Below are 15167 nucleotides of genomic sequence, written 5' to 3'. Positions count from 1 at the left end.
GGCTCTTTCGGTTATGCCCGATTACGTTAATTGGCTTCGTCACGCATCTCCCTACATCAATGCCCACCGCGATCGCACTTTCGTCGTCATGCTGCCTGGCGACGGCGTCGATCACCCCAACTTCGGCAATATCGTTCACGACCTTGTGCTGTTGCACAGCCTGGGCGTGCGACTGGTGCTGGTTCACGGTTCCCGTCCACAGATTGAAGCGCGTCTGCAAGCGCGTGGGCTGACACCGCATTTCCATCGCGACATGCGCATTACGGACGCAGCGACTTTGGAATGCGTGATCGACGCCGTGGGCGCACTGCGCCTGGCCATCGAGGCACGTCTGTCGATGGACATGGCCGCCTCACCGATGCAGGGCTCACGTTTGCGTGTGACCAGCGGCAACCTGGTGACGGCGCGGCCAATCGGTGTGCTTGAAGGCGTCGATTATCAGCACACCGGCGAAGTGCGCCGTATCGATCGCAAGGGCATCAATCGGTTGCTGGACGAACGCTCCATCGTGCTGCTGTCGCCCGTGGGCTATTCGCCGACCGGTGAAATTTTCAACCTCGCGTGCGAAGACGTCGCCACCCGCGCGGCAGTGGATCTCGCCGCCGACAAGCTGCTGTTGTTCGGCGCCGAGCCCGGTTTGCTGGATGCACAAGGCAAGCTGGTGCGCGAATTGCGGCCGCAGCAAGTCCCGGCGCACCTGCAACGGTTGGGCAATAACTATCAGGCTGAATTGCTGGATGCTGCTGCTGAAGCCTGTCGCGGCGGCGTGGCGCGCAGCCATATCGTCAGTTATGCCGAAGACGGCGCATTGCTGTCGGAGCTGTTCACTCGTGCTGGCGGCGGTACGCTGGTGGCGCAAGAGCAGTTCGAGTTCGTGCGTGAGGCGGGAATCGGCGATGTCGGCGGTCTGATGCAGCTGATTACGCCATTGGAAGAGCAGGGCATCCTTGTGCGGCGGTCGCGTGAAGTGCTGGAGCGTGAGGTCGAGCAGTTCAGTGTGGTCGAGCGCGAAGGGCTGATTATCGCCTGTGCGGCGCTTTACCCGATTGCCGACTCGCAGGCTGGGGAACTCGCGTGTCTGGCGGTTAACCCGGATTATCGTCACGGCGGGCGAGGGGATGAATTGCTGGAACGCATCGAAGAGCGTGCTCGGGAGTTGGGGCTCAAAACCCTGTTCGTGCTCACCACGCGCACCGCTCACTGGTTCCGCGAGCGTGGTTTTGAGCCAAGCAGCGTTGATCGCCTGCCGAGCGCGCGGGCGTCGCTTTACAACTATCAGCGTAATTCGAAGATTTTTGAGAAGGCGTTGTAAGCGCATTCAACGACGAGGGTGTACCCGGTTGCCGGGTATGGAATCAAATGTGGGAGCGGACTCGTCCGCGAATGCTTCGGTGAAGTTGATAGAAATCTATCGACTGTACCGGCGCATTCGCGGACGAGTCCGCTCCCACAATTTGTTTTGACTCACATATAGATCAGTTACTGATCGCCAAGATACTCGCCTGATACGCGCCGACGAAGGTGTCGAAGTCGACCACTTCTTCGGTTTGCTCCAGCTCCGCCTGTTGCGCGAGGGAGTTGCGGGCCAGACTTTCGAAATGTGACTGCTCTTCAACGCTCAATGGCTGGCTGCGGAAGTGTTCAGCATGGGCCTGGCTCTGACGGAACGAGAACGCCGTGAAGCCTTCCTTGTGCTCGGCCATGCTCGCCAGCACCTGCGCCGACGGCGTCAGCGATGCATCAGCCACTTTCGCGCGCTGCACGGCCAGCGATTTGGCGTGCTCATCAAGGCCCTGGCTTTCATCCAGCAACGCGATGATCGGCTCGATCTTGTCCAGCAACTCGTCGGCCCAGACTTTCAGGTCGATGGTTGTGTCATTGCGATTCAATTCCAGGCCCGGACGACGACCTTCCTTGACCACCGTCAGGAAGTTCGAAGCGGCGTTGTTGCATTCGTTTTCCGCCAGCTGCGGGCTTTCCTGTAGCGCGCAGAACAAAATGAACGCGTCCATGAAGCGTGACTGTTGCAAGTCGATGCCGGTGGGCAGGAACGGGTTGATGTCCAGGCAGCGGACCTCAACGTACTGCACGCCGCGGGCAACCAACGCCTGAATTGGACGTTCTCCGGAATACGTCACGCGTTTGGGGCGAATGGTCGAGTAATACTCGTTTTCGATCTGCAGAACGTTGGTATTGAGCTGAATCCACTCACCGTCCTTATGCGTGCCGATCTCGACATACGGCGCGTAAGGCGTCGCAACGGCTTTGCGCAGGCTGTCGGTGTAGCTGATCAGATCGTGGTAGCAAGGGGTAAGGTCGGCTTGAGCGTTGCTCTGATAGCCCAAATCGCTCATGCGCAAGCTGGTGGCATACGGCAGATACAACGTATCGGCGTCCAGTTGCTCCAGCTGATGAGAACGACCGCGCAAGAAACTGGCGTCCAGCGCAGGCGATGCGCCAAACAGATACATCAGCAACCAGCTGTAGCGACGGAAGTTACGAATCAGCCCGATATAACTGTGAGACTGATAGTCACGAGCGTCGCCTTCGAAATCTTCGGTCTGCTTGAGCAGCGGCCAGATGGCCTCCGGCAGCGAAAAGTTGTAATGAATGCCAGCGATGCATTGCATCGTCTTGCCATAGCGCAGGGCCAGGCCCTTGCGATAGACATACTTGAGCTGACCGATATTCGACGTGCCGTAATAGGCGATCGGAATATCTTCCTCGGCGGGCAGCGGGCAGGGCATCGACGGGCTCCAGAGGAACTCGCTACCCAGCTTGCTGTAAGCGAAGCGGTGGATCTGATCCAGGCTCGCCAGAGTTTCAGCCGGATTCTTCAGCGCAGGCGTGATGAATTCCAGAAGCGACTCGGAGTAGTCGGTGGTGATCTGCTCGTTGGTCAGCGCAGCGCCGAGGGCCTCGGGGTGCGGCGTCTGGGCCAGGCGGGCATCACCTGTCACGCGTAAACATTCACGCTCGATGCCGTGCAAGCACTGCTCCAATAAGGAGAGGTTGGTGCGCTCGCTAAGCAGAGCCAGGCGGCGGTTGAGAATTTCGCTCAAGTTGAATTCCTTCACGCATCAGTCGGCCCTATATGGGGATCGTAATGACGGTCTACAAGGGTGAGGAAAAAAACTGGCGTTGACGCCTCGTTTCGGCCTGAACGCCCGGTTTCCGGTAACCGATGATCCAGCATCGATTTCAGAGTATTTCGACACTGTTACACAGTGCCAAAATTACCCCATAACCATGTCGGACAGCTAGACGACAGCGAACGTGCCCTGCGCTTTCGCGACAAGTTTGTCGTCCTGACGTACTTCGGCTTCGACCACCAGCGTTCGCCTGCCGGCGTGCAGGACCGTGCTCACACAGGTCACTTCACCGTCGGCCACGCCGCGCACATAGTTGATTTTGCATTCAATCGTGACGCTGCGCTGTTCAAAACCATGGGAACTGGAACACGCCAGTCCCATGGCGATATCGACAAGGCTGAAAATCGCCCCGCCGTGCATGACGTTGCCACGATTACGTAAGTGCGGTTCAAGCGCCAGCGCAACCTCAGCTACACCCTCGCCCAGTCGCACGACGCGACAGCCGAGGGTTTTGAAGTACGCGCTTTGAGTCAATTCATCTGGAATTTCCATCAGCGCTTCTTCAGTTGTTTGGCGTTGGCGAACAGCGAGGCCATGGCGTTGTTGGCCGGGGCTGCCGTGACGGTTTCCTTGCGTGGAGCACTGGATTGTTGCTGGCGTGGGGCTGAGCCCGGACGCGCGCCACGTGCACCGTCGATTTTTTCGCCGGGCGTGTCGCTCATGCGCATCGACAGGCCGACGCGTTTGCGCGGGATATCGACTTCCATGACCTTCACTTTCACCACGTCGCCGGCCTTGACCGCTTCGCGGGGGTCCTTGATGAACTTCTCCGACAGCGCCGAGATGTGCACCAGGCCGTCCTGATGCACACCGATGTCGACGAACGCACCGAAGTTGGTGACGTTGGTGACGACACCTTCCAGGATCATGCCCAGTTGCAGATCCTTGAGATCTTCGACACCGTCCTGGAATTCAGCCGTTTTGAACTCGGGGCGTGGATCGCGACCGGGTTTTTCCAGCTCTTGCAGAATGTCGGTCACTGTCGGCAGACCGAATGTTTCGTCGGTGTACTTTTTCGGGTCCAGACGCTTGAGGAAGCTGGCGTCACCCACCAGCGAGCGAATGTCGCGATCGGTTTCAGCGGCGATGCGTTGCACCAGCGGATAGGCTTCCGGGTGAACGGCTGAAGAATCCAGCGGATTGTCGCCGTTCATGACACGCAGGAAGCCTGCAGCCTGTTCGAAGGTTTTTTCGCCCAGACGCGCGACTTTCTTCAGCGATGCGCGGGTTCTGAAAGCGCCGTTCTCGTCACGGTGGGCGACGATGTTCTGCGCCAGCGTGGTGTTGAGGCCGGAAATGCGGGCCAGCAGGGCGACGGAGGCGGTGTTCACATCCACGCCTACGGCGTTTACGCAGTCCTCGACTACAGCATCCAGCCCACGCGCCAGCTTGAGCTGCGACACATCGTGCTGGTATTGGCCGACGCCGATGGATTTCGGATCGATCTTCACCAGTTCGGCCAACGGGTCTTGCAGGCGACGAGCAATGGAAACCGCGCCACGGATGGACACGTCCAGGTCCGGGAATTCCTTGGCCGCCAGCTCGGACGCGGAGTACACCGATGCACCCGCCTCGGAAACCATGACTTTGGTCATTTTCAGGCCTGGATATTTTTTAATCAGGTCAGCAGCCAGTTTGTCGGTTTCGCGGCTGGCGGTGCCGTTGCCGATGGCAATCAAGTCAACCGCGTGCTTGGCGCAAAGGGCAGCCAATACGGCGATAGTCTGGTCCCACTGGTTTTTTGGGACGTGCGGGTAAACCGTAGCGTAGTCGAGCAGCTTGCCAGTGGAATCGACCACGGCGACTTTGCAACCGGTGCGCAATCCCGGGTCCAGGCCCAGCGTAGCGCGCGGACCGGCCGGAGCGGCCAGCAGCAGGTCGTGCAGATTATGGGCGAACACGTTGATCGCTTCGGTTTCTGCACCTTCGCGCAGCTCGCCGAACAGGTCGGTTTCCAGATGCGAATAGAGTTTTACCTTCCAGGTCCAGCGCACCACTTCGGCCAGCCACTTGTCGGCGGGGCGGTTCTGATTCTGCAAGCCGAACCGCTCACTGATCATCATTTCGCATGGGTGCATGGTGCCTGGCAGTTCTTCGCCGACTTTCAGCGCGGAGCTGAGGATGCCTTCGTTGCGGCCACGGAAAATGGCGAGCGCGCGGTGTGAGGGCATGCTTTTGAGCGGTTCGTCGTGTTCGAAGTAATCGCGGAACTTGGCGCCTTCTTCTTCCTTGCCAGCGACAACACGCGCGCTGATCACGGCTTCGTGCTTGAGGAAGCTGCGCAGCTTTTCCAGCAGGCTGGCGTCTTCGGCGAAGCGCTCCATGAGGATATATTTAGCGCCTTCAAGCGCTGCCTTGACGTCGGCCACGCCTTTTTCGGCGTCGATGAAGCGTGCCGCTTCGGTGTCCGGGGTCAGGCTCGGGTCGTTGAACAGACCGTCGGCCAACTCACCCAAACCGGCTTCCAGGGCGATCTGGCCCTTGGTGCGGCGTTTTTGTTTATAAGGGAGATAAAGGTCTTCGAGGCGGGTTTTGGTGTCGGCGAGTTTGATGTCACGTGCCAATTCTGGCGTCAGCTTGCCTTGCTCTTCGATGCTGGCAAGGATGCTGATACGACGCTCATCCAGCTCGCGCAGGTAGCGCAGGCGCTCTTCCAGATGTCGCAACTGAGTGTCATCGAGGCTGCCAGTCACTTCTTTACGGTAGCGAGAAATGAAGGGCACGGTTGAGCCTTCATCCAGTAGCGCGACGGCCGCTTCGACCTGTTGCGGGCGGACACCGAGTTCTTCGGCGATGCGGCTGTTGATACTGTCCATAAAACCACCTGGCAAATGTATGTGCTAAAAATCCAGCTACTGGCGAACTGCCTTGATTAAGCGTTGCCTGACCTTGAAGGCGGCGCATTATACCCAGCCAACCCCGAATAGGGGACCCGCCGATGCCGCCCCGCCCAAGGGGCTCGGCAATGTCCGGATTATCCTTCGCAAACCCGCGCCCAAGAGCGTCAGTGGCAGCTCAGGAAAAATCTGCTAACAATGCACACGGTGCGCATCACAGCAGCTACGCCATAATGCGCGCCGAGATCAAAGGAGCATCCTATGAGCAGCACCGCACAAACGGTTGAAGGCGAGAAAATCCTCATTGTTGATGATGACCCGGGCCTTAGCAGTCTGTTAGAGCGCTTTTTCACCAGCAAGGGCTATCGTGCCCGTGCTGTGGCCAACGTAGAGCAAATGGATCGCTTGTTGGCTCGCGAGGTTTTCCACCTTGTTGTGCTGGATCTGATGCTGCCGGGCGAAGACGGTCTTTCCGCCTGCCGTCGCCTGCGTGCAGCGAACAATCAGGTGCCGATCATCATGCTTACCGCCAAGGGCGACGAGCTGAGCCGGATCAAGGGTCTTGAGCTTGGCGCAGACGATTACCTGGCCAAACCTTTCAACCCCGACGAACTCATGGCTCGCGTCAAAGCGGTCCTGCGTCGTCAAGCCGTTCCGGTTCCCGGGGCGCCAGGTACCGAAGACGAGTCTGTTACGTTCGGCGAGTATGAGCTGTCCCTGGCTACGCGCGAGCTTAAGCGTGGCAATGAAGTTCACATGCTCACCACCGGCGAATTTGCGGTTCTCAAAGCGTTGGTCATGCATGCGCGTGAGCCACTGACCCGCGACAAGTTGATGAACCTCGCCCGTGGCCGCGAATGGGACGCGCTGGAGCGCTCCATCGATGTGCAGATCTCCCGTTTGCGGCGTCTGATCGAGCCGGACGCTGCCAAGCCGCGTTACATTCAGACCGTTTGGGGTGTGGGCTACGTGTTCGTGCCGGACGGCAATAGCGACGCCAATGCCGAAAAATAATCACTGACCGGTCGCATTTCAGGGCGGTGTCTACGCCCAGCCTAAGCTCCAGTCGCTCTGACTTCTCCATAAATGGGGCTGTCGGTGTGGCTGGTTTTGGCGTACCTCTCGATCCGCCGAGCCGCAATAAAATCCGAGCCTTACTCGCTCCTGCAAAGTGTGTAGCTGCTGTTATGAAGACACCGCTGTGGTTTCCGCAAAGCTTTTTCTCACGCACCCTCTGGCTGGTGCTTATTGTCGTCCTGTTTTCCAAGGCGCTGACACTGGTTTATCTATTGATGAACGAAGACGTGCTGGTCGATCGGCAATACAGCCATGGCGTAGCGTTGACGCTGCGTGCGTACTGGGCAGCCGATGAAAGCGACCGCGAACCCATTGCCGAGGCTGCAGGCTTGATTCGTGTGGTGGGCGGCGGTGTGCCGGAAGGCGAGCAGCATTGGCCGTATTCGGAGATCTATCAGCGTCAGATGCAGGCCGAACTGGGGGCCGATACCGAAGTGCGATTGCGCGTACATGCACCGCCAGCGTTATGGGTGCGTGCGCCAAGCCTGGGCGATGGCTGGTTGAAGGTGCCGCTGTATCCGCACCCGTTGCGGGGGCAGAAGATCTGGAGTGTGCTGGGCTGGTTCCTGGCTATCGGATTGTTATCTACGGCATCCGCTTGGATTTTCGTCAGCCAGCTCAATCAGCCACTGAAGCGGCTGGTGTTCGCAGCGCGTCAACTGGGTCAGGGGCGCAGCGTGCGTCTGCCGGTCAGCGACACGCCCAGCGAGATGACCGAGGTCTATCGTGCGTTCAACCAGATGGCTGAGGACGTCGAGCAGGCCGGGCAGGAGCGGGAATTGATGCTGGCCGGTGTGTCCCACGATTTGCGCACGCCATTGACGCGACTGCGGCTGTCTCTTGAGCTGATGCCGGGTGACAACGACTTGACTGCGGGGATGGTGCGCGATATCGAAGATATGGACGCTATTCTTGATCAGTTCCTGGCGTTCATTCGCGACGGCCGTGACGAGGAAATCGAAGAGGTTGATCTCGGCCAGTTGGTCCGTGAAGTGGTGGCGCCCTACAACAGTCCTGAAGAGCAGATCCGCTTGTGTCTTGAACCCATTCCGCCTTTCCCGCTTCGGCGCATTTCGTTGAAGCGCCTGCTGGCGAACCTGATCGGCAATGCCATGCATCACGCAGGTAATGGTGTTGAAGTCGCGGCCTACGTTTCGGGAGACAGTGGCGCACCCTATGTAGTACTCAGCGTGCTTGATCGGGGGGCAGGGATTGATGAGTCGGAGCTGGAAGGTATCTTCAACCCATTCATTCGTGGCGACCGCGCACGAAGCGGGAAGGGCACGGGGTTGGGGTTGGCAATCGTCAAGCGGATTGCTGCGATGCACGGCGGCAATGTCGAATTGCGTAACCGTTCAGGTGGCGGCCTTGAAGCCAGGGTCAGGCTGCCATTGGGCTTGATGCTGCCGCGAGATGCCGATTAGGCTGGTTTGCAGGAGCGCCTTTGCCCGCAATTGTGGTCGGTCAGAAACCATTGGTGTGTCTGGTCTGACGCTATTGCGGGCAAGCGTACTCCTACAGTTTTTCGTTTCTCAGCCCTTACCTTTGGTCCTCGTCATGTGCGGTCCGCCGTTTTTCTCGATGTATTGAATGATCATCCCGGCCACATCCTTGCCAGTTGTCGTTTCAATACCTTCAAGACCTGGCGAAGAGTTGACCTCCATCACCAGCGGGCCGTGATTGGAGCGCAGGATGTCGACGCCGGCAACGCTCAAACCCATGACCTTCGCCGCGCGAATCGCAGTCATGCGCTCCTCTGGCGTTATCTTGATAAGGCTCGCCGTCCCGCCGCGGTGCAGGTTGGAGCGAAACTCCCCAGGCTTGGCCTGCCGCATCATCGACGCAATCACCTTGTCGCCAACCACGAAGCAGCGGATATCTGCGCCTCCGGCTTCCTTGATGTACTCCTGCACCATGATGTCCTGCTTGAGGCCCATGAACGCCTCGATCACCGATTCAGCCGCAGTCGCGGTTTCACACAGCACCACGCCAATGCCTTGAGTGCCTTCCAACACTTTGATCACCAACGGCGCGCCGTTGACCATCTGGATCAGATCGGGGATGTCATCCGGTGAGTGAGCAAAGCCTGTCACAGGGAGGCCAATCCCGCGCCGTGACAGCAACTGCAGCGAGCGCAGCTTGTCCCGTGAACGGGCAATCGCGACGGATTCGTTGAGGGGGAAAACGCCCATCATTTCAAATTGACGCAGTACGGCACAGCCGTAAAACGTGACGGAAGCGCCAATGCGCGGGATGACCGCGTCAAAGCCTTCCAGTGGCTTGCCTCGATAGTGAATCTGCGGCTTATGACTGGCGATATTCATATAGGCACGCAGGGTATCGATCACCACCACCTCGTGGCCGCGCGCAATGCCAGCTTCGACCAGACGGCGGGTTGAATACAGACGCGGGTTTCGCGAAAGCACAGCGATCTTCATGCAGCACCTGTGGCAGAGGAATTAGAGGCCGGGAACACCGGCTTGTCCTGAACGTATGTAATGCCCGGATTGACCACTAACTGGCCGTCAATCAAAGCGTTGGAACCCAGTAGCAGCCGATAACGCATGGCTTTGCGGCAGGCCAGTGTGAACTCTACCGGCCAGACCCGATCACCGAGTGCAAGCGTGGTGCGAATCACGTAGCGCACCTGCGCGTGGCCGTTGGAGCTTTTTATGGTCTTCATGGCCACCAGTTGCGCTTCGCATCGGCGATGGCGCAGTTGGACGATCGTGCCGAGGTGCGCGTTGAAGCGTACCCATTTCTCTCCGTCGCGCTCGAAGGGTTCGATTTCCGTTGCATGCAGACTTGAAGTGCTCGCGCCGGTATCGATTTTCGCTCGCAGGCCAGCAACCCCCAAGTCGGGAAGCGCCACCCATTCGCGTAGGCCAATGACTGTCAAATGATCAAAAGTTTTCAATACGGTTCCGTACGTTTCATGCGGTCTGCCAAACACCCGAATCTATCTGGGCCAAGGCTTTGAATGCAGGTTTGGCGAACCAGTAGCCCTGCATCAGAAAAATGCCGCAGTCGGCGAGAAAGTCCCGTTCCTCGGCATGTTCGATGCCTTCGGCGATGACTGTAACGCCCAACTCGGTACACATTGTGACAACACCACGAACGATAGCCTGACGAACGCGATCCCGGTGGATATCGCGTATCAGCGCCATGTCCAGCTTGATCAGGTCGGGTTGGAAATCTGCGAGCAGCGTCAGACCCGAATGGCCTGCACCGAAATCGTCGATGGCCGTCTTAAAACCGTACTCACGGTATTCGCGCAGGATATGCGCGAGATGAGCGGTGTCCAGTTGCTCGCTTTCGACGGTTTCGAAAATCAGCCGGTCCAAAGGAAAGTTATGCGCCCGAGCGGCTTCCAGCGTGCTGCGTATGCACAGCTCCGGGCGATATACGGCGTTGGGCAGGAAGTTGATAGACAAATGCTCGGTCATGCCCAAGTGGGCGGCAGTGGCGATTGCCCGGGTGCGGCACAGTTGGTCGAACCGGTAGCGGTTCTGATCGTTGACCCGACTCAATACCGACAGAGCGCCTTCCCCATTGACGCCACGCACCAGGGCTTCGTGGGCAAATGTCGAGTGGTCCCGCAGGTCCACGATGGGCTGGTAGGCGAACGCAAAGTCGAAATCCAGCTCAGGACTGGTTTTACATCCCGCGCAGCCGCCGGGCGACGTTAAAGAAGTGGGAAAATCTGTCACATCGCACTCCATATGAGTCAGGCGCCATTGGTCTTGGCGTGCATTCTAATCAAGGGTTGGTATTGGTGGGTGATTGGTGTGTCGTAGTACAGTTTCTGACTATTACTCAATCGAGGAATTCAGATGGCACAAAAGTCAGATGAAGACGATAAGGTTCGTTTGGACAAATGGCTCTGGGCCGCGCGCTTCTTTAAGACGCGTGCCTTGGCAAAAGCAGCTATCGAAAGCGGCAAGGTGCATTGTCGGGGCGAGCGTTGCAAGCCCGGCAAGGAACCGCGCGTCGGAGATGAATTTCAAATTCGCGCCGGATTCGACGAGCGCACGGTCGTTGTTCTCGCCCTGTCCATCGTCCGGCGTGGCGCTCCTGAGGCTCAATTGCTATACAGCGAGACTCCCGAAAGCCTCGCCAAGCGGGAGAACGCCGCCGCTCAGCGCAAGGCCGGCAGCCTGGGTGTGACCACCGATGGCAAGCCGACCAAGAAACAGCGCAGACAGTTATTTCACTTTCATTCGGCAGATGATTGATCGCCGATTGAAAATTTGTGGGAGCGGACCTGTCCGCGAATGCGGTTAGTCAGGCGCCGGAGATGTACCGGATTCACCGCGCGCGGCGCGGACGAGTTCGCTCCCTCAGGATTGATGTCAGCTACCCTGATTAACCACGCACAATGCTCAAATGCTTAACCAGCGGCACCCGACCCAGCAGCTTGAAAATGGGCGCGGTTGCCCTCAGTAACAGGGCAGTCGCCTTGGCAACGAACGGCGTGTAGTAGCTCCAGCCTAACGCCAACAGCGCGATCATGACGCCGCCAACGTAGTCGTCTTGGCCCCAATGGGCCCCTGCCACCAAGCGCGGCATCATAAATAGCAGTGCCAGTGCCCAGATGATCACGCGCTGACCGACGGTGCGGCTGAATACGGTCATGAACATGGCCCAGATCAACAGCACCGAGGCGTGGTCACCCGGGAAGCTTTGACTGGAGCGGTCCTTGAGCTGCCACTTGTCCTCAAGAACCGGAAAGATTTCGCTTAGCTTGATGGCGTCAGGAATCATCACTGACGCGCTGTCATGCTGAAGCGCGGAGTGGTCGATGATTTTGGAGAAAACCGTACGAATGATCAGCAGAACGATCAGCGTCACGACAAACCCAATCAATGCCGCCCGGGTCTGTGCGGCTTTGAACACCCAGTCGCCTTTGATCAGCAGTGTCAGCAGGATAATACCGACCACCGCGTCGAAGGGACGCATACTGGCGACAGTCCAGATGTAAAGCCACACTGTGTTGTGCTCCAGGGGGCGATTGAGCAGATGGAACAGCCACTCATCGAACTGGGTGAACAGTGCATGACCCGTCGGCCATATCCACACCAGTAGCAGCGCAAGCGCTACCAGATTACACAGTACAAAACGGCTGAAATTCCACCTGGGTTGGAACAGCGCGGGATACTCCATAAAATGCCCCCATCGGCTAGACAGTGCACCCATCGGTGCTAAACGGCGTTTTATAAGCGCTTGTCATTACTTTGTCATCAATTCAGATACTTTCCCTATGCATGATTTTCCGGACACCGATTACACCCAGCGCTTCATATTCGATGAGAGCGACGTTCGCGGCGAAATCGTTGCGCTGGAGCGCAGCTATGCCGAAGTGCTGGCCAAGCACACCTATCCAGAGCCGGTGGCGCAACTGCTTGGCGAGATCCTTGCCGCTGCCGCATTGCTCGTCGGTACGCTGAAGTTCGATGGCTTGCTGGTGTTGCAGGCGCGCTCGCTTGGCCCGGTTTCGTTGTTGATGGTTGAGTGCTCCAGCGAACGTGAGATTCGCGGCATCGCCCGCTACGATGAATCTCTTATCGAACCCGGCGCCACGCTTCAGCAATTGATGCCTGATGGTGACCTGACCATGACCATGGACCCACGACGGGGCAAACGCTATCAGGGCATTGTCGGTCTGGATGGCGTGGATCTTTCGGAATGCCTGTCGACCTACTTCGTGATGTCCGAGCAGTTGCCTACGCGCTTCTGGCTAAATGCCGACGGCAAACGTGCTCGTGGTCTGTTGCTGCAACAATTGCCTGCCGCGCGGCTGACTGACGCCCAAGAGCGCGAGGCCAGTTGGCAGCACGTCACGACGCTTGCCAGCACGCTGACCGCTGAAGAGTTATTGAGTCTGGACAACGAAACGGTCTTGCATCGTCTCTTCCACGAAGACCCGGTTCGCATGTTCGATATTCAGCCGCTGACCTTCCGCTGCAGTTGCTCACGCGAACGTTCTGCCAATGCACTGGTCAGTCTTGGTCTGGAAGATGCACAGCAATTAGTGATCGAGCACAACGGTGTCGTTGAAATCGATTGTCAGTTCTGTAATGAGCGTTATTTGTTCGATTCCACAGATGTAGCGCAGCTGTTCGCAGGTGGTGGCGTGGACTCTCCCTCCGACACTCGTCATTGAGGTAGTGCCACGCTCTGTTCGGGCGGTTTCGTGCCAATTAGGCCGGGCAAATCCCATGTGTAGTTACTGACCGGAGGGCCCTACCTTTTCTAGGGTTTTCTGGCATAATCCGGCCCACTTTTCGCTGTAGTAGTGGTTGTTTTTTTACTACAAAACGTTTGGAGCACTCGGCCTTTGAGCCGACGGGGACACTCATGACGCAAGCCAATAGCACCGTGTATACCGATCTCAGCATTGACGATCTGGTTAAAGAAGCCCTGAATCGCGGTGAAGGCGAGCTGGCCGATACTGGCGCACTCGTCGTGAAAACTGGCCATCGTACTGGCCGTTCACCGCTCGACCGTTTCATCGTTGAAGAGCCGAGCACTCAGGCCGCCATCGCCTGGGGCCCGATCAACCGCAAGTTTCCAGCCGACAAGTTCGACGCACTGTGGGATCGCGTGGCCGCCTACCTGGGTGAGCGCGATCACTTCGTATCCCACGTGCATGTAGGTTCAGATCCGGCTTACTACCTGCCGGTCAAGATGAGCACCGAAACGGCCTGGCACAACATGTTCGGTCGTTGCTTGTTCATCAATCCTGAACAGTACAACGAAGGTGCCAAGCAAGAATGGCAGGTGATGAACGCCCCATGGTTCGTCTGCGAGCCTGAGCGTGACGGCACCAATTCCGACGGTGCAGTGATCATCAACTTCGCAGCCAAGAAAGTGCTGATCGCAGGCATGCGTTACGCCGGCGAAATGAAGAAAGCCATGTTCTCGGTGCAGAACTTCCTGCTCCCGGCCCACGATGTGCTGCCTATGCACTGCGCAGCCAATATGGGCGAAGACGGCGACGTCACATTGTTCTTCGGCCTGTCGGGCACTGGTAAAACTACTCTGTCTGCAGACGAGAGCCGTTACCTGATCGGTGACGATGAACACGGCTGGGGTGAAGGCGTTGTGTTCAACATCGAAGGTGGTTGCTATGCCAAGTGCATCGACCTCTCCGAGAAGAACGAGCCCGTCATCTGGAAAGCTATCCAGCACGGTGCTGTTCTGGAAAACGTAATTCTTGATGCTGACAAAAAAGCTGATTACGCAGACGACAGCCTGACCCAGAACAGCCGCGCCGCTTATCCGCGTGAGCTGATCGAAAAACGCGCTCCGAAAAACCTCGGTGGCGAGCCAAACGCTGTGATCTTCCTGACGTGCGACCTGACCGGTGTTCTGCCGCCAGTGTCGATCCTCAGCGAAGAACAAGCCGCGTATCACTTCCTGTCGGGATACACCGCACTGGTTGGCTCCACCGAAATGGGTTCGGGCCCGGGTATCAAGTCCACGTTCTCCACCTGCTTCGGCGCGCCGTTCTTCCCGCGTCCGGCCGGTGAATACGCTGAGCTGCTGATCAAACGCATTCGCGGCTTTAACTCCAAGGTCTATCTGGTTAACACCGGCTGGACTGGCGGCGGTTATGGTGTCGGCAAACGCTTCAACATCCCTACCACCCGTGGCGTTATCGCGGCGATCCAGAGCGGCGCACTGATCGGTACCGAAACCGAGCATCTGGACACCGTCAATCTTGACGTGCCGAAGTCGGTGCCGGGCGTAGACACCGCGCTACTTAACCCACGCAATACCTGGGCAGACAAAGCGGCCTACGACGAAGCTGCCAAAGCACTGGCAACTTTGTTCACCGAGAACTTCAAGAAGTTTGACGTGAGTGATGCCATCAAGGCAGCGGGTCCGAAGTTGTAAGATTCGGATTGGTTGTAAAAAAACCGCCCTTTGGGGCGGTTTTTTGTTGTCTCGGATTTAACGTTATAGGAGTTGTCTTGTTCTGTTGTACGAAACTTCCCTAACGCTTGTAACTGTCTTGTTGCTGTTGATTTTCAGCCTTAGCCTGCGCGCCATCGTTGCACGTTTGACAGCTGAACATTAAAAGTCACTCCAGGGACAG

At 57.8% G+C, this 15167-nt stretch carries 13 protein-coding genes; 6 read left to right on the top strand and 7 right to left on the bottom strand.

The genetic code is table 11. The annotated features are described in order from the left end of the window. Nucleotides 1-13 precede the first annotated feature (13 nt). Nucleotides 14-1312: an amino-acid N-acetyltransferase gene (argA, locus tag ACWKV9_RS05355; RefSeq protein ID WP_483835049.1), complete on the top strand. Its 1299-nt coding sequence runs from the start codon at nt 14-16 to the stop codon at nt 1310-1312. Between the two features lie 163 nt (nt 1313-1475). Here the strand turns inward: argA and gshA are convergent, their stop codons facing one another. The 3 genes from gshA to ACWKV9_RS05340 all read right to left on the bottom strand — a co-directional run bounded on the left by gshA (nt 1476) and on the right by ACWKV9_RS05340 (nt 5968). After that, on the bottom strand, nt 1476-3062 hold the full coding sequence (gene gshA, locus ACWKV9_RS05350; RefSeq protein WP_483835048.1) for a glutamate--cysteine ligase: 1587 nt from the start codon (nt 3060-3062) through the stop codon (nt 1476-1478). 198 nt (nt 3063-3260) lie between these two features. After that, the gene (locus ACWKV9_RS05345; RefSeq protein WP_483835047.1) at nt 3261-3644 is read right to left on the bottom strand and encodes a PaaI family thioesterase; all 384 of its coding nucleotides are present in this window, start codon (nt 3642-3644) and stop codon (nt 3261-3263) included. After that, complete coding sequence (locus ACWKV9_RS05340) at nt 3644-5968, bottom strand: Tex family protein (protein ID WP_483835046.1); 2325 nt, start codon at nt 5966-5968, stop codon at nt 3644-3646. Before ACWKV9_RS05340 ends, ACWKV9_RS05345 begins: the two co-directional genes overlap by 1 nt. 282 nt (nt 5969-6250) lie before the next feature. On the opposite strand from ACWKV9_RS05340, the gene ompR reads away from it, so the two are divergent. Both ompR and ACWKV9_RS05330 read left to right on the top strand, forming a co-directional pair. Then, nucleotides 6251-7003 carry an osmolarity response regulator transcription factor OmpR gene (gene ompR, locus ACWKV9_RS05335; protein WP_483835045.1) on the top strand — a complete coding sequence of 251 codons (753 nt, stop codon included), beginning with the start codon at nt 6251-6253 and terminating at the stop codon, nt 7001-7003. Between the two features lie 173 nt (nt 7004-7176). After that, a complete protein-coding gene (locus ACWKV9_RS05330) occupies nt 7177-8490 on the top strand; it encodes an ATP-binding protein (RefSeq protein ID WP_483835044.1) in 1314 nt (437 codons plus the stop codon). A gap of 108 nt (nt 8491-8598) precedes the next feature. On the opposite strand, the gene rimK is transcribed toward ACWKV9_RS05330, so the two are convergent. Genes rimK through rimA form a run of 3 tightly spaced genes read right to left on the bottom strand, consistent with a single transcriptional unit; the run spans nt 8599 to nt 10776 of the window. Beyond that, a complete protein-coding gene (gene rimK / locus ACWKV9_RS05325; RefSeq protein WP_268798963.1) occupies nt 8599-9504 on the bottom strand; it encodes a 30S ribosomal protein S6--L-glutamate ligase in 906 nt (301 codons plus the stop codon). Beyond that, on the bottom strand, nt 9501-9983 hold the full coding sequence (rimB, locus tag ACWKV9_RS05320) for a retropepsin-like aspartic endopeptidase RimB (protein WP_483835043.1): 483 nt from the start codon (nt 9981-9983) through the stop codon (nt 9501-9503). Before rimB ends, rimK begins: the two co-directional genes overlap by 4 nt. A gap of 16 nt (nt 9984-9999) precedes the next feature. Further along, nucleotides 10000-10776 carry a S6 modification regulatory phosphodiesterase RimA gene (gene rimA / locus ACWKV9_RS05315; RefSeq protein WP_483835042.1) on the bottom strand — a complete coding sequence of 259 codons (777 nt, stop codon included), beginning with the start codon at nt 10774-10776 and terminating at the stop codon, nt 10000-10002. Between the two features lie 123 nt (nt 10777-10899). Here rimA and ACWKV9_RS05310 point away from each other — a divergent pair, with 123 nt between their 5' ends. Beyond that, nucleotides 10900-11301: an RNA-binding S4 domain-containing protein gene (locus ACWKV9_RS05310; protein ID WP_483835041.1), complete on the top strand. Its 402-nt coding sequence runs from the start codon at nt 10900-10902 to the stop codon at nt 11299-11301. Nucleotides 11302-11431: 130 nt separating this feature from the next. Here the strand turns inward: ACWKV9_RS05310 and ACWKV9_RS05305 are convergent, their stop codons facing one another. Next, nucleotides 11432-12229, bottom strand: a complete 798-nt coding sequence (locus tag ACWKV9_RS05305; RefSeq protein WP_483835040.1) for a phosphatase PAP2 family protein — start codon at nt 12227-12229, stop codon at nt 11432-11434. Nucleotides 12230-12326: 97 nt separating this feature from the next. On the opposite strand from ACWKV9_RS05305, the gene hslO reads away from it, so the two are divergent. Next, nucleotides 12327-13229 (top strand): Hsp33 family molecular chaperone HslO, encoded by a 903-nt coding sequence (gene hslO, locus ACWKV9_RS05300; RefSeq protein ID WP_483835039.1) that lies wholly within the window; start codon nt 12327-12329, stop codon nt 13227-13229. A gap of 194 nt (nt 13230-13423) precedes the next feature. Then, a complete protein-coding gene (locus ACWKV9_RS05295) occupies nt 13424-14965 on the top strand; it encodes a phosphoenolpyruvate carboxykinase (RefSeq protein ID WP_483835038.1) in 1542 nt (513 codons plus the stop codon). The last annotated feature ends 202 nt before the right edge of the window (nt 14966-15167 follow it).

Source organism: Pseudomonas corni, from assembly GCF_057128765.1.
This window is presented reverse-complemented; position numbering and strand designations above follow the sequence as displayed.

Coding starts and splice junctions, on each gene's coding strand:
- rimK (WP_268798963.1), bottom strand. CDS start 9,504: ATGAAGATCGCTGTGCTTTCGCGAAACCCGCGTCTGTATTCAACCCGC.
- ACWKV9_RS05295 (WP_483835038.1), top strand. CDS start 13,424: ATGACGCAAGCCAATAGCACCGTGTATACCGATCTCAGCATTGACGAT.
- ACWKV9_RS05305 (WP_483835040.1), bottom strand. CDS start 12,229: ATGGAGTATCCCGCGCTGTTCCAACCCAGGTGGAATTTCAGCCGTTTT.
- argA (WP_483835049.1), top strand. CDS start 14: ATGCCCGATTACGTTAATTGGCTTCGTCACGCATCTCCCTACATCAAT.
- ACWKV9_RS05340 (WP_483835046.1), bottom strand. CDS start 5,968: ATGGACAGTATCAACAGCCGCATCGCCGAAGAACTCGGTGTCCGCCCG.
- ompR (WP_483835045.1), top strand. CDS start 6,251: ATGAGCAGCACCGCACAAACGGTTGAAGGCGAGAAAATCCTCATTGTT.
- ACWKV9_RS05310 (WP_483835041.1), top strand. CDS start 10,900: ATGGCACAAAAGTCAGATGAAGACGATAAGGTTCGTTTGGACAAATGG.
- hslO (WP_483835039.1), top strand. CDS start 12,327: ATGCATGATTTTCCGGACACCGATTACACCCAGCGCTTCATATTCGAT.
- ACWKV9_RS05345 (WP_483835047.1), bottom strand. CDS start 3,644: ATGGAAATTCCAGATGAATTGACTCAAAGCGCGTACTTCAAAACCCTC.
- ACWKV9_RS05330 (WP_483835044.1), top strand. CDS start 7,177: ATGAAGACACCGCTGTGGTTTCCGCAAAGCTTTTTCTCACGCACCCTC.